Source organism: Paenibacillus ehimensis NBRC 15659 (assembly GCF_004000785.1).
Classification (GTDB): Bacteria; Bacillota; Bacilli; order Paenibacillales; family NBRC-103111; genus Paenibacillus_G; species Paenibacillus_G ehimensis.
In genome coordinates, this window is sequence record NZ_BILX01000009.1 from 1 (window position 1) to 14,222 (window position 14,222).

Below are 14,222 nucleotides of genomic sequence, written 5' to 3' on the forward strand. Positions count from 1 at the left end.
GGGAAGGGCCCGGCAGCCGCGAAAACGCGCGCGCTGGAGGCGGTGCGCACCGGCGAGGGCGCCAGCCGCGCAGCAGGGCGCAAAGGCGCCAAAGCCGCAGGCGCGGCAGCCAAAGGCGGCGGCGTGGGCATCGGCTTCGCCAAGAAGAAGCGCAAAAAGACCGTCAAGCGCTAGTTCCCCTTGATTTCCGGGGATGGAGTTGGTACAATGGACTCCATCCCTCTGTTTGGAAATCGGTATGGGAAGGAGCGGCTAGGGGGCATGAGCAAAAAAAACGATGGAAAAGTGCTGGCGCAGAACAAAAAAGCGTCTCACGATTATTTTATCGAGGATACTTACGAATGCGGTCTGGTGCTGACCGGTACGGAGATCAAATCGCTGCGGCTCGGACGAGCCAATATCGGCGATGCGTTCGCGACGATCCGCAACGGCGAAGCGTTCGTGCATAATATGCACATCAGCCCGTTCGAGCAAGGTAACCGGTTTAACCCCAGCGATCCGACGCGGGCCCGCAAGCTTCTTCTCAAAAAAGTCGAGATTAACAAACTGCTGGGCCAATCGAAGCAGGAAGGCTATACGCTGGTGCCGCTCAAGGTGTATGTGCGCAACGGCTACGCGAAGCTGCTGCTAGGCTTGGGCAAAGGGAAGAAGCAATACGACAAACGCGATACGGCGGCGAAACGCGACGCTCAGCGGGATATTCAGCGGGCGCTGCGCGAGAAGCAGAAGGTCGCACGATAACGTTTTGGCGAGAATCCGCCAGTATGTTTAGGTTTTGGTATCGCTTCCAGCAACTCGCCCCTTCATTTTGCGCAAGGATATGTTATAATAAAAGTGCACTTGGGGAAGTGCACAGCTTTTATAGCAGAAGTCAGCAGAAGTTGCAGGTAAGTTTTTTTTCATAACCTTTTTAATTAGGGTCTCCCATCTGATGGGAGGCCCACCTATGCGGGGACGTTCTTGGATTCGACGGGGATAGTTCGAGCATGGGTTGCGGGTAGTGGGGACGCGTCCGCTTTATCAACGCTAAAGCCAATTAAATGGCAAACAACAACAATCCTACGCTTTCGCAGCTTAATAACCTGTGAGCGTGCTTCTACCCTGCATCGCCCATGTGCCGGGATAGGGGCTCAACTTTAGTGGGATACGCTGTCTAGTCTCCGCCTGCGGCTAGCTGAAGAAGACAATCAGGCTGACCCAACGCGTAGCCGGTTACGGGGCGACGCTCGGGTGACATCAAAACTGTGACTACACCCGTAGATGCCTGTGTGGCGTTATCTTCGGACAGGGGTTCGACTCCCCTCGTCTCCATACTCAAAGCACCTAACTTTTAGATCTAGCAGAAAGTCGGAATTATCGTTAGAGCCGACTACAACAACTGATTCAAAAAATTCTTGAATAACTTGCTTCTTTACTTGAACGTCATCTGTAAATAGATGGCGTTTTTTATCTTCTAACTCGTTGATAATAAGCTCTTCATCAATATTTGAATGAGAATTTATAAACTCCATTCTTCGAAGTTCAGCTTCATTATTCAACTCCTCTGAACTCTTTATTAAGAGGTGACCCCGAATGGTCAGAAAATGATGCAATATTTTTTGAAAAATAAAGAAACTATGTACAAAAAATGATAAAAAGATAAAAATTACAAACGATAAAGAAAAGGACATGGAGGACAAAAGCAAATAGATGAAACCTTTGCTCTGTTGCCCGACATGTGCTAAAGATGATTGAATATTCCATTGAATTGCGGATTCAATGGTCAAAAACGAGAGAATACAATGTCATTTACACTTTGTCCGGTTTGCTTTTCCGATCACAGAAAATTACCATATATTAATAATCGACTTAGCTTTTCACCACATTTTGTTTTCTTAGAACAGAACAAAGGTTAGGTGCTTTAGCAGTGTCAGTTTTAACGTGAAAAAAGTAAAGATATCTTTATGAAATTGAAATATATTCCATATCCCTTTATAATAGAGTTAAATCCGAAAGCATCGGTAAGAAATGTCTGTGGAGTTCAAACTTCCATAGGCATTTTTTGCCCTATGGTAATATTTACAAATGTTTTCGGGGATAATAATAGGGGGCCTTGAGAGCATGGTAAATATACAGGGTGTTTTATTACGAGTATTAAAGAGAATTCCTAAAGAAGATGCTATTGAGATAATTCATGAAAAGACCGGTTGGGTTCCAGAAAGGAAGCCTAAGAAAAAAGATGATATCAAAGATAGATTCTTAGCTCTAGCTGGTATTATCGCAGAAAATGAGATTGAAGACTTTGTACAAATGGCAGTGATGAGGAAGAGTCTAGGTTTGCCTGCATATACCTACAAGGTTTCAAATCTCAATTTTTTAAATAATTTATCCGATGAACAAATTGTTTCTAATTATTCCGTCGAAAATGTGGCGTTTAGAGATATTTATTCAATAACAACTGCTCTTAGTATCTCCGATAGGTTACTTGCTTTTGACATAAGACTAAAGGAGTACGAGAGTTCATGGTTAACAGGAGTAAACAATGTTAATAGCCTATCCGCAGTTTTTACCGCAAAAATAACATTAGATAGGGATAGCAAAGTTTTAACTATTTATAATGGGAATCATGAAGTACAAGAGGTTCTCTTTGATTTCATGTCTCAATTTTTTCATTGGCCAATGAGTTCATATCGCCTTAAGGAATTTCCAAACCAAATTAATGAACTTGGGAGTGTAAGCTTTAAAACAGCTTTATTGCTTGATTTAGTTACTAATCGATTAAGTAGTCGAGGGATCAATTCTACATTTAAAGAAATTAAATTCTACACTGGTGGAAGAAGTAAAAAGGACGGAATACGTGACGTAGCCATAGGGGGAAGAGCTCTTCTTGCTTCTCAATTAGCTTGCGAATACATAACAATTGGCAGTGATATCATTTTCTTTAATACAGACATGGTGTACAATGGAACTGAATTCTCAACCAAAGTCTACCTTAAAGGGAGTTCGTTAGATATACTAAAAATTGTTATTGTGGATACAGATGATGAAGAAGTTCGTAAAGAATCAATGGATATTATTCAGAGTGAATACATAGATATGTGTAATACGGGTATTAAAGATATGGAGGAGACAAAAAAATTAATAAATTCCATTGCACAAAAGTATCTCAAGAAGGATCAATTGATTACCCGGGCAATTGAAGAGAATACATTAAATTCTATAGCAATGATTTCTAATTTATTAGATAAATTAAATGATCAGGACGAAATTGTGATTGAAAGCCTGAGAAATTTTATCAAATCAAATCAAACAGTTCTTGATTCCATTGGGTATGACAGTAATGATGAAAATCTTAGCAAGTTAATCGAGTTTGCAGGCATGGAAGAACTGGTTGTAATAGACGAGGAAGATTATAAAGAAACAGAAGAGGAATAAAGGAGGGGGAGTTCAATGTTATCTTGGAATGAAGATTGTATAATTTATAAAATTGAAAATCATTCCTCAAATTTTGATTTCAATGAACTCCCCAGTAGCTCCTTTGAACAGGTAACATTCTCTGATATAAACAACGAATTAATAGAAATAAATTATGCATGGATAGATCCAGTCAGGATCCGTGATAAAATTATATCTAAGGAACAAAAGGAAGTAACGTTTTGGTTATTTAAAAATGAAAAAATACTTTGTTCATTCGCAAATTCCGAAAGTACGATGTCCTATGCAATCAATAAATTAGGTAAGATACTATCTTTTGGATATACCCGAATCAACCCATTTGATCATTGGGTCAAGAATTATTTTAAGAAAAATAATTGGTTCGCTGAATTAATAAGTGTACATATTAAAACAACTCCAAGTGCATTTGATAATAATGAAATAAAGAAAATAAGCATCAAATCCTTATCTGAATTTAATTACAAAAGTTTATTTGATAAACATACAGTAACAAACCTAACCTTTTCTATGAATAATACTATATTCTACATAGATTCAGTTTCAGTAATTTCATTCCCAAATACAATTAAGGAATCAGATATACTTAAGATATTAAGTGTGGTTATAAAGGAGTTTATCTAATTCGATGCTTAGGCGGATATCGGTTCTATTCGTACTAGTTCCTTTTGTATTACTATTGTTTACAAATTTCAAGCAGGATTTTTCCAAAGACGATTATGATAATTTAAAAGACCAAGTTGAATTAATAAGCTGGATCTTTTCGGGGATTATGGCCATAATCTCCTTTTTTGCTATCTTCATTGGTTTTATGTATGAAAATAAATTAATAAGTGCTTCAAAGGATTTGCAAAATATATACAGACCGTATACTATAAATATTTCTGAATATCGCCAGGTTATAATAAATTATCAAGTTAGTATGACAAGCAATAATTTAATTTCATATTTGTATTGGGTATATCTAATTGTTTCTTCATGTACTATATATGTCTGGGGAGTAGCAGTTGGATTTTATACGAAATACCAAGTCTCACTAGAAATTAATTTTTCAGTCCCGGCTGTACTCAACTTTGGGATCTATTTATTTTTTCTGATACTTAGCGGATTACTTGTTAGTTTAACTTTCATTTTAAATCAGATAAAACATTTTAAAGATCCACTAGGTAAGGGATATCTACCCAATACTGATCAAATAACTGATATTGATTATCTAAAAACTAAGAATTCAGATTTGGATGAAGTTTTAATAAAAAGTGGATTTCATTTAGAGTTTTATAAAAATCCACCGATTAGTAATCCTAAATATGAGATGATTTTAAATATGCCAGTTAAGTTGAAAAATTTACGTTTTGTATTAAAAATATACGATAAAGAGAAAAACAATATTTTAAAATGTTATGGCAAGATTCTCGATAACTCGAACTTCGGCGAGAGGTTTTTGTACAGAATAACCGATAATCTACCCAATAGTATTTTTAATACGTTACAGGATAACGCATCTGGCGAGCTAAAGGTTTATGATTCTGATGACTCAGTTATATCACGTATAACACTAAGATTGGATTTAATTGACGAATACAATCATACTTTTATACTGCAAAAGGCGATAAAGGAAAGGGAAATCATGGAAAACGATTCTCGGTTATTAAATAATATTACTGCTGAAGAAGTAAAGTTTTTTACTGAATTAAGAACGTCCCTTTAACCTTCGATTTACTTAGAGATATGTAAAGTTAGGTGCTTCACCAGTATAAGTTCGTCTCCTTAAAGAAAGAGCACCGACCGAAAATGATCGGTGCTCTTTCTTTAAGGAGACGCGAGGCGGGAGCGAAGCCCCTGATGGGGTTCAGACCGCGCGCAGTGGAGCGTTAGCGGAATGAGCACGGCATTGAAATCTACCGCTAAGATCATCATCGACTAGGCTTCGAGAGCAGGTAAAATCGAGATTTCAATACTCCCCTCGTCTCCATAAAATGCTGTAAAAAGCACTGACCAAATAGTCGGTGCTTTCTATTTTTGGAGAAATGAAAGCAGAAAAATATAACATTTCATGTATGATTTATCCGATATAGATGTAGGGATGGACGGGGCCGAGCAGGACCCTAGTGAAAGTGTATTTTTAGTTTTCAGGGAGGATGAGCTCAAAAAATCAAAATTACCTATCGCACAGTATCTTCTGGGTAGAGTAATAATTCCACCATGTCTTTCGTAACGGAGTGAAGAAGATGACGTCTAGAAAAATGATTAGTTTGCTTATTGTTTTCGTCTTACTTTTCGGGGGGCTAGATTTTCGGGCGGGAATTTCAAGTGCGAATGACCGGCTTGATTTCAGAGAGGGTGATTATCTGGTAAATATTCTTCAAGACGGGGATGGAAAGGAGCGCGTTTTTAAATTCACGCCGGGTAATCGAATTACGGCTACGAATACGAAGCTTCGCTTATTTATCAATTCACGTGAAATTGAGTCCAAGGAATATACGGTTGATTACGAAAACTACACCATAACGATGCGTAATGCTCCCGACATAGGGGCCGAAATTTCCGTTAAATACTCCATCAGCCCTACCTTTGAATGGGGAGAAGCGGAGTCGGGCATAGACAAAATTGGAAATGCCCTTTCCGAGGGGGATGGTTCAACGCGAGTATTTAAAGTAACTTCCCGTTATACCATCAACTCTAGTAAAAATGTCAGTTTATACATAGATGGGTCTAAGGTTCGCCCTTCGGAATTTACCTTTAACCATGAGAATAATACAGTTACGATATTAGAAAAACGCCGGGCACCGGGCCCGAAGTCGAAGATTTACTTCTATTTTCCCAGGACTTCTATTTCCGGTACCCAACCATCCCACGGGGAACCTGCAGCGATTCCTCCATCTGGCCCAGCTGCAAATCGATCCCCCAATACAGCCGTTGGAACGGAATTTCAAGTACCTGGTGGAGCAAGCTTTCCCGGGACGATTCAGCTAAACCCGGATCATACATTCACTGTGAATACGACGGCTGCAACTTCGCGACCGGCCTATTTTTCCTATTTAATGGTCAAAAATGCAAAGGGGAAACTCGTTAGGCAAGTCCGAGTCAATCCTAATAGCCCTTCAACCTATTCATTGAGCAAGCTTGGGCTGCCGTCGGGTGGATATTATTTTTACTTGAAAACTATCAATCAATCGGGAGGGTTGGCGGCATCGATCCCTCAATTCGTTCCGATTAACAATGAGCCGCAAAATATTCAAGTCTTGATTGGAGGACAGCTGCAAGCTTATGCGCAGGCGCCTGTAAATTGGAATGGAAGTGCGTTTGTTCCGCTTCGGGCCATTTTCGAATCGCTCGGAGCAACGGTAGAATGGGACAGTTCCACCCAAACGGTCACGGCAACAAGAGAAGGCAAAACCATCGTATTAACGATTGGTTCCAATATAGCTTACGTGAATGGCGTTCCTGTAACTTTGAGTGCGCCCGCACAATTAATCCATGGAATCACCATGGTTCCCGTTCGATTCGTAAGCGAGGCTCTTGGCGGAGTGGTAGAGTGGAACGAGGCTTCGAAGTCGGTTGTTGTTTTTCAAAACAAGCCCGTTATCCCTACATCTGCTGAAAGCGAGAAGACTCCAATCGAGCAAGGGGGACAAGAACCGTCGTCTGAACCGTCCGAACCGTCGGCTTCTTCGCCTATTTTACAAAACATATCCAAAGGGATAACGAATTCTTCAGATATCGTTTTTGTCATTGACGTTACAGGAAGTATGGGTGAAGTCATCGACTATGTGAAAGAAACGGTCAGAAGCTTCGTGGATTCCGTCCCGTCCGGCTCTAATTTTGCTATCGTTGGGTATCGGGATATTAATTATGTGGATATTTATAACCCTGATTTCGAGGTTTTTGATTTCACGAATAATAAAGATTTGTTAAAAGCTCAATTAGATAGCTTAGTGGCTTCCGGCGGAGAAGATGTGGAGGAATCCGGACTGGAGGCTATTGATAAGGCGGTCCAAAAATTATCGGGCAGCAAGAACTCCAAAAGAATCATTTTTATAACCGATGCCCCTGTTCACGATAAAGGCACCTCGCCAGGAATGGCCGGCTTCTCTCTTGAAGAGATTAACGCTAAACTGCAAACGAATCAAGTTACTCTTGATGCCATTGCACCGCAAAGCGGATTGGCCCATGAACAAATTATCAAGCTTGTTCAATCTAATCATGGAACCCTGTACGATATTAACGATGCCACTCTACTGCAGCTGCACTAATTTTAGGCCAAGCCAAGCAGCCTGTCGCTCAATCTGAGCATCGTACGGTGACGGAGTTTGTATCCGCTACGCCACGGTTCGTCTCCATAAAGGACAAAAGCATCGGTCCGCAGGTCGGTGCTTTTGTTCATAATCGTAAGCTATGGAAGTATTGGCTTGGGGACGCGGCAAATTTCACTTTACATTAAGATTGTATAGAATCCAGGTTAAGTTTACCCGTTTACACTGTTGTTGTAGGGAAAAGAACAACAGAGGGAAGTGATTAAATTATGAATCGAATGGGTAAATATGGAAGTAAATTGGCTGTCGCTGCCCTGGCCGTTGCAGTATTGGCCGGGGGAGGCCCGGGGCTTGGCACATCGGCGGAATCCGGTCCGGCAGGACCTCAGGCACCGGAGGAAGTCGAGCGATTTGTCGATGCGTTTTTTAACCAGCCGGATATTCAGAAACAGATGGCCGGTGCCGCGGTGGCCGTGGTGAAGGACGATCGGGTGCTGTTAAACAAAGGCTACGGCTACGCCGATGTGGAGCAGAAACTGCCGGTCGACCCGGACCGAACCATATTTCGCGTCGCCTCGGTTTCCAAGGTGATTACAGCTACAGGCGTCATGCAATTGGCCGAGCAAGGGAAGCTCGATTTGAACGCCGATGTGTCGAAATATTTGGGGGAGGTTCGCATCGGGAATCGGACGGATGTACCGTTGACCATGCGGCATTTATTGATGAATGCGACCGGATTTGAGTATGGGGATTTGTCCGATTCTACAACGACCGACTTGTCCAAAGAAGTTTCCTTAAAACAATATATTCTCGACAATTCGCCCACGATTATACGCCAGCCGGGACAATTTTATCGCTATGACAACCTGGGATTTACGATTCAAGGGTATGTGATCGAGCAAGTTACGGGCCGGCCGTTCGGCGATTACGTTCAGAAACATATTTTTCAGCCGCTGGGCATGACAAACAGCGATTTTCGGCTAACTTCGGAAAATTTAAAGCGGCTCGCCGTACCCTATAACCAGCTCGGCGATATCTTCCCTACATTTGCGACGGTCCCGACAGAGTTTCCGGGAGGCGGGATGCTCTCAACCAGCTCGGACATGGCTCGGTTTATGATGGCACATCTGAACGGGGGGAAGATCGGGAGCACGGCGATTCTGAGTGAAGCAACGACTCGCGACATGCTCAAGCCCCAGCTTGCCATCCATCCGAAGCTGCCGAATATGGCCTACGGCTTCGAATATTCCAATCGGCAGGATGCCAACGGGCAGTATGTGATTGAGAAGTCCGGAGATGTACAAGGATACCATACGGGGATGTGGTTGATTCCCGATCAGAAGGTCGGCGTTTTCATTACCGTCAATAAGGATTTTGAGCTCCGGCAGCCTTTTTTCAGAGCCTTCATGAATCATTTTTACCCGGCTGCGGGCAAGCAAGCTGACGCTCATGAGCCGCTCTCCACGTCGCTGGCTGAATTTGAAGGCACATACAGCGATTTGCGAAACCGGATGTGGACATCGCGCATTCGTGCGGAAGACGGCAAGCTTATCGTGCAAGACCCGCTTGGCGAGCATGTGCTGCATGAAATCGAGCCGCTTCTGTTTCAGGACGATCAGGGTGTCAAAGCGGCGTTCAAACGGAATGAAAAAGGCGAGATACAGGCGTTTTATTACGATCTGAAGCTCGACAGCTGGTCCGAAAAATTGCCGCAGCCGCGCCCCTATGACGATATCGGTCCCCAGCATCCATATGGAGCCTACATCAGCCATTTGCGCCAGCTTGATGTCATTGGGGAGGAAAGCGGCGGCAACCTTTTCCGGCCTGAGCAGCCCATTACGCGGGAACAGTTTATCGGCTGGATCATCCGGTGGTCGGGCCTCGCCCCGTCGAAGCAAAAGCCGGTGTTCGCCGATGTCGCCGACAGTCCGTATGCCCAGCATATCCAGGCCGCGCAAGAGCTTGGCTTGATCCAGGGATCAGGCGGCGACCGGTTCTTCCCGCAGCAGCCATTGACACGACAGGAAGCGGCGACCATTGTATGGCGCATGGCCTTCAATCATCTGCATGCTACCCCTAAAGAAGCCAAGATTGCAGGCAATACGGATTCATGGGCGGTGGAAGGTGTCCGCTTCGCTGTGGCGAAAGTATTATATGGACCCGAAGTTATCGCGGATCAAAACGGAGTGATCGACTACAGACCGACACAGCCGATGCTGAGACAAGAAGCCGCAGTACTGTTGTCCCGGTTCGCCGATCATTTATTCTAGCCAGCGGACAGCTCTTTTCCCTCCTCGGCGGATAGCTGAAGGATAAGGATACGGGTATAAGGCAATAGAGGTGAAGAGCCAATCAAAACAATATTGATCATCGACGATGAAGCGGAAATTGTCGAATTGCTCGCCGTTTATTTAAATCATGCCGGTTACGGCACAATGGCGGCGGGCAACGGCGATGAAGCGCTGACGATCCTGCAGCGCGAACAGGTTGACTTGATCATCGCGGATATTATGATGCCACGGATGGATGGATGGGAGCTGCTTAAGAAAGTGCGGCAAAGCTCCCCGATTCCATTTCTTTTTCTCTCGGCGAAGTCGGACGATATGGACAAAATATTCGGATTGCAGCTAGGGGCGGACGATTACGTGGGCAAGCCCTTTAACCCGCTTGAAGTCGTAAGCCGGGTGCAGGCGCTGTTCAGACGTCTGGATGCCTTTACCAAGCCGGACAAGCCTGCTCCCGCCATCATCGAAATCGGTGACGTCAAACTGGATTTGGAGAGCTGCAAGCTCTATAAAACCGGTATAAACAAGGAAGTGACCTCCTACGAGTTCAAAATTATCGCTTTGTTGATGAGCCAAGCCGGCAGGGTATTCACGAAAGCGCAGATTTACGAGCAGGTATGGGGCGAAGAGTATATGGGGGACGAAAATTTGATTATGGTCTATATCAGCAAACTCCGCGAGAAGATCGAGCATAACCCAAGAAAGCCTGACTACCTGGTTACGATTAGGGGGTTAGGCTACCGTTTTGAGAAGAAACAATAGCATTCGCGGCCTAAGGCCGCTGAAGAAGTTGTTTGTCCGCAACTATATCGTCATTAGCGGCCTTTTGTTAGGCGCGATTGCCGTAGCGCTTGTGAGCACCGATTTTCTGATGAACCGGGTGGTGGACAGGACGGGCAATTTGCCTCGGATTACGGGGGAAGATATTTATCGGTATCCCTTCGAAAATATCGACGGAAAGCTGCTGGATCGGTACGGCGGCTGGTTCGAGGTGGTCGATGAGAGGGGAGAGGTAATCTATGTCCGGGGAAATAAGGAAGACGATATCGTCCGTTACCGGGATGGACTGCTCTATGCCAAAATGGATATGCAGCGGAACGATGATTCGATCGACTATCATGCTTATTCGGTAAAAGGGCCGAATCAAGAGCCGTATATCCTGCTTTGGAAAATGCCTGTGCGGCTGGAAAAAATCCCCGTGGCCATAGCCATTTTTGCGGCATGTTTTGCCGTCGGCTTGCTTATCGCCGTGTATTTGTACGCCAAATACTCGGTTAAGCAAGTAGAGAAGCCGGTCCGGCAAATTGTAGAAGGCATCAAAGAAATGGAGCGGCTGAATTATACGAAGCGGCTGACGTTTACGGCCGAGCAGGAGTTCGACGAAATCCGCGAGGCTTTCAACGGGTTGGCCGAGCGGCTGCAGCGAACCTCTGCCGAGAAGGAAGCGGCCGAGACCAGCCGCAAAAACATGCTCTTGCATTTGTCGCATGATTTGAAGACGCCTATGACTTCGATTTACGGCTATTCCCAGCTGCTGCTGGACAATCCGTCGCTGGAGGAAAGCAGGAGGCGCAAATATATCCAATACATTCACGACAAATCTTCCTATACGGCCAATTTGATTAAGGACTTGTTCGAATTGGCAAAGCTGGAAGATTCCCATCAAATGCTGAAAAAAGAAAAAGTAAACGTCACCAAATGGTTTCAGCAGATTGTGGCGGAATGTTATTCCGAAATTGAGGATAAAGGGTTCGGACTGGAGGTGCAGATTCCGGAAGAGCCGCTGCCGGTTATGCTGGATCATGTGCATATGAAACGCGTCATCATGAATCTGATCGGAAATGCGCTCAAGTTCAATGCAGCGGGAACGGTGCTATACGCGTCTTGCGAAAGTCAGGATGGCCGGGCTGTGCTGTGGCTTGGAGATGACGGAATCGGCGTACAGGAGCCGATCAGGGAGCACATCTTCGAGGAATTTACACGCGGGGCCGGGGCGGTGAAAGACAGTACCGGTTTAGGCCTCGCCATCTGCAAAAAAATCGTTACGCTGCACCAAGGCACGATTGAACTGGAAGCGGATCGGCGGTATTCCACGATGTTTCGGATCAGCTTGCCGCGTGCGGACGTATAGAGGCGGCTGCGCTTCTGCTGAGCAGATCGCAGGAGCGGCCATGAAGCTCTTTTGGCAGGTGCAGTAAGGATTAGACGCAATAGAGATGGCGATTCGGACTTTTCAACGGGCATGCGTAACGGATTTTTGTGGATTTTGCTGAGCCTTGGTTCGCCCCATAAAGTACAAAAGCATCGGCCAAATGGCCGGTGCTTTTGTTGTATTAGCGAATCCTGAAGAAGCAAACCGGGATTAGTACTTGATTTTGAGACTTTCTCCGTTGACATATACGCCTTCGGAACGGGTGATCGGCAGCTTTTGTTCCGCGCTAAAGCCGATCGTTTCTCCGTCCCTTAACGTTACGTTATGCTCCACAATATAAGAGGAGATGTCAAACAGAAAATCACGCAGCTCGGCAGGAGAGGTCTGACTGTCCAGCACTTCAATTTCATCTTTGCCAAAGGATTTCAGCCCGCAGGTGTAGCCGTTCAGCCCTGTTTCGGTTCCGACCAGACCAACGTGAACCAAATTCAATAATGGAAAAGCGTCATCCGATTTCATCATTTCGGCCATTTCCAGAAAAAGCTCCGGTTGAAACACGGTACCGGATGAGTAAAGCCCGATAGCATTGGGAAGCTTCAAGCAGCTGGCTGCCAGCTTAGTGTAAAGCCTGCCGCTGTCCAGCGGAGAGCCGGATCGGGTAAATACGGCCACAATCATTTGGGCGACATGGGTTTTGGTAATGTTCGCGGCCTCGCGCCAGAGGTAGTTGCCTTGTGCATAATGCTCTGCCTCTCCGTTCGGTATGGGAGCATCGACAAAGCTTAACGCTGCAGTGAAGCCGTCCACTTCAAAGACGAGGATTCCTTCTTTTTCTTCCGCAGGCTCGCCTTCTCCCTCAGCCGGAGAACAAGAGATATTCCAATCCTGCAGAAGGTTCACCTTCACCTGATCAAGATCGCATTCCGAAGAGTTCAAAAGAACGAATCCGTTAAAAATGCCGGAGCCGGATGAATCGTCCTGAGCCTCCGCATCGCCTTCCTGCTGTGCCGCCTCAATAGCGGCCGCCTGCTGCATCCAGTACTCGCGGATCATCTCTACCATCGCAATGGCTTCCTGCTTCGCAGTGGCCGGGTCATAGGGCTGCATCTCGCTGAAGATATGGCCGCAATGCTCCGTATCCGACGAATTTTCATAGCCTCCGCAAACGCCAAGTAGCCATTTGCCGAGCAATGTTTTTTTATACTTGAATATGTAGTAATGCATATCATGCAAATCAAATTCTCCCGCAATTTCAATTTTGCTGGGTTTACGGCCGAGCTCGCGTTCATCCGATAGCCAGTCAATCATGGATTGCATTGCGGCTTGTTGTTGGGTTGTCATTGAATCCTCTCCTAGTAGAAGTATGCACTCTATAAATTGTATATACTACTAACCCATGGAATGCAAACCGGATTGATAGATTGTCTCCCTGCCCTTGATAGAATGTGGCAATTTCTTTTCATTATCGTTAATCTAATTGAGGGGCGGTATTTTTCAATTGAAATGCAGGAGGTTTAATCCGTGTCAGCCACTATTTTTAAATTGATACCTGAGGATGTACATTTTGTGCCTGACAAAGGAAACGTTGAGCAAGTTCGGTCCTATCTGGTATCCATATTCCCAAGTGCTACGGTTTCGGTGGAACAAACGGAAGAGATTCAATTTGTTGATCAGGGGGAGAATTTTGTTCAAATTGCTTGCCCGAACTGCGACGCAGTGCTTGATTTAAAATGGTGGCACAATGCGATGGACAGCGCATGGCAAAGTGCATTCAAGGAATTGGACGTGCAGCTTCCATGCTGCTCAGCGCACAGCACTCTTCATGATCTTCGTTACGATTTTCCGGCGGGATTTTCGCGTCTCATTTTTGAAATCGAGAACCCGGAGGAAGAAGTGAGAACAGAGCACTTGAGAAGGGTGGAGCAGCTATTGGGCTGTGAAATTCGTATGGTTAATGCTCGCTATTAACAAGCAAGAAGCCCCGGCGATGCAGAACGAGCTGAAAATATCGCAGCCAGGCAGCTTTCGTTTTGTCGCTCCTGGCCTGCGGGGGCTATGCATTGCCGCAAATTTGGAGATATTTGAGTCGAAATTAGTTAT

At 44.9% G+C, this 14,222-nt stretch carries 11 protein-coding genes and 1 other RNA gene; 10 read left to right on the forward strand and 2 right to left on the reverse strand.

Annotation, left to right across the window (positions count from 1 at the left end; translation table 11 throughout):
• The first annotated feature begins 261 nt into the window (after nt 1-261).
• A complete protein-coding gene (smpB, locus tag PEH01S_RS07435; RefSeq protein ID WP_127484605.1) occupies nt 262-741 on the forward strand; it encodes an SsrA-binding protein SmpB in 480 nt (159 codons plus the stop codon).
• Between the two features lie 209 nt (nt 742-950).
• Nucleotides 951-1,314, forward strand: a transfer-messenger RNA (tmRNA) gene (ssrA, locus tag PEH01S_RS07440).
• On the opposite strand, the gene PEH01S_RS34510 is transcribed toward ssrA, so the two are convergent.
• Nucleotides 1,275-1,538, reverse strand: a complete 264-nt coding sequence (locus PEH01S_RS34510; protein ID WP_164827724.1) for a hypothetical protein — start codon at nt 1,536-1,538, stop codon at nt 1,275-1,277. The genes ssrA and PEH01S_RS34510 overlap by 40 nt on opposite strands.
• Nucleotides 1,539-2,100: 562 nt before the next feature.
• Between PEH01S_RS34510 and PEH01S_RS07445 the strand changes: the two genes are divergently transcribed.
• The 7 genes from PEH01S_RS07445 (at nt 2,101) to PEH01S_RS07475 (ending at nt 12,101) form a co-directional block, all read left to right on the forward strand.
• Nucleotides 2,101-3,414, forward strand: coding sequence for a hypothetical protein (locus tag PEH01S_RS07445; protein WP_127484607.1), 1,314 nt, complete (start codon nt 2,101-2,103; stop codon nt 3,412-3,414).
• Nucleotides 3,415-3,429: 15 nt separating this feature from the next.
• Entirely contained in the window at nt 3,430-4,056 is a 627-nt protein-coding gene (locus PEH01S_RS07450; protein WP_127484609.1) for a hypothetical protein, read from the forward strand.
• A gap of 4 nt (nt 4,057-4,060) precedes the next feature.
• Nucleotides 4,061-5,140, forward strand: coding sequence for a hypothetical protein (locus PEH01S_RS07455; RefSeq protein WP_127484611.1), 1,080 nt, complete (start codon nt 4,061-4,063; stop codon nt 5,138-5,140).
• A 520-nt stretch (nt 5,141-5,660) separates the two neighbouring features.
• Nucleotides 5,661-7,685: a stalk domain-containing protein gene (locus PEH01S_RS07460; RefSeq protein WP_127484613.1), complete on the forward strand. Its 2,025-nt coding sequence runs from the start codon at nt 5,661-5,663 to the stop codon at nt 7,683-7,685.
• A 278-nt stretch (nt 7,686-7,963) separates the two neighbouring features.
• Complete coding sequence (locus PEH01S_RS07465; RefSeq protein ID WP_407669426.1) at nt 7,964-9,955, forward strand: serine hydrolase; 1,992 nt, start codon at nt 7,964-7,966, stop codon at nt 9,953-9,955.
• An 81-nt stretch (nt 9,956-10,036) separates the two neighbouring features.
• Nucleotides 10,037-10,732, forward strand: coding sequence for a response regulator transcription factor (locus PEH01S_RS07470; RefSeq protein ID WP_025845120.1), 696 nt, complete (start codon nt 10,037-10,039; stop codon nt 10,730-10,732).
• Nucleotides 10,716-12,101, forward strand: coding sequence for a HAMP domain-containing sensor histidine kinase (locus PEH01S_RS07475; protein ID WP_127484615.1), 1,386 nt, complete (start codon nt 10,716-10,718; stop codon nt 12,099-12,101). The genes PEH01S_RS07470 and PEH01S_RS07475 overlap by 17 nt, the downstream gene beginning before the upstream one ends.
• A gap of 231 nt (nt 12,102-12,332) precedes the next feature.
• Here the strand turns inward: PEH01S_RS07475 and PEH01S_RS07480 are convergent, their stop codons facing one another.
• Complete coding sequence (locus PEH01S_RS07480; protein WP_127484617.1) at nt 12,333-13,463, reverse strand: DUF4261 domain-containing protein; 1,131 nt, start codon at nt 13,461-13,463, stop codon at nt 12,333-12,335.
• Nucleotides 13,464-13,643: 180 nt separating this feature from the next.
• Here PEH01S_RS07480 and PEH01S_RS07485 point away from each other — a divergent pair, with 180 nt between their 5' ends.
• Nucleotides 13,644-14,090 carry a hypothetical protein gene (locus PEH01S_RS07485; RefSeq protein ID WP_127484619.1) on the forward strand — a complete coding sequence of 149 codons (447 nt, stop codon included), beginning with the start codon at nt 13,644-13,646 and terminating at the stop codon, nt 14,088-14,090.
• The last annotated feature ends 132 nt before the right edge of the window (nt 14,091-14,222 follow it).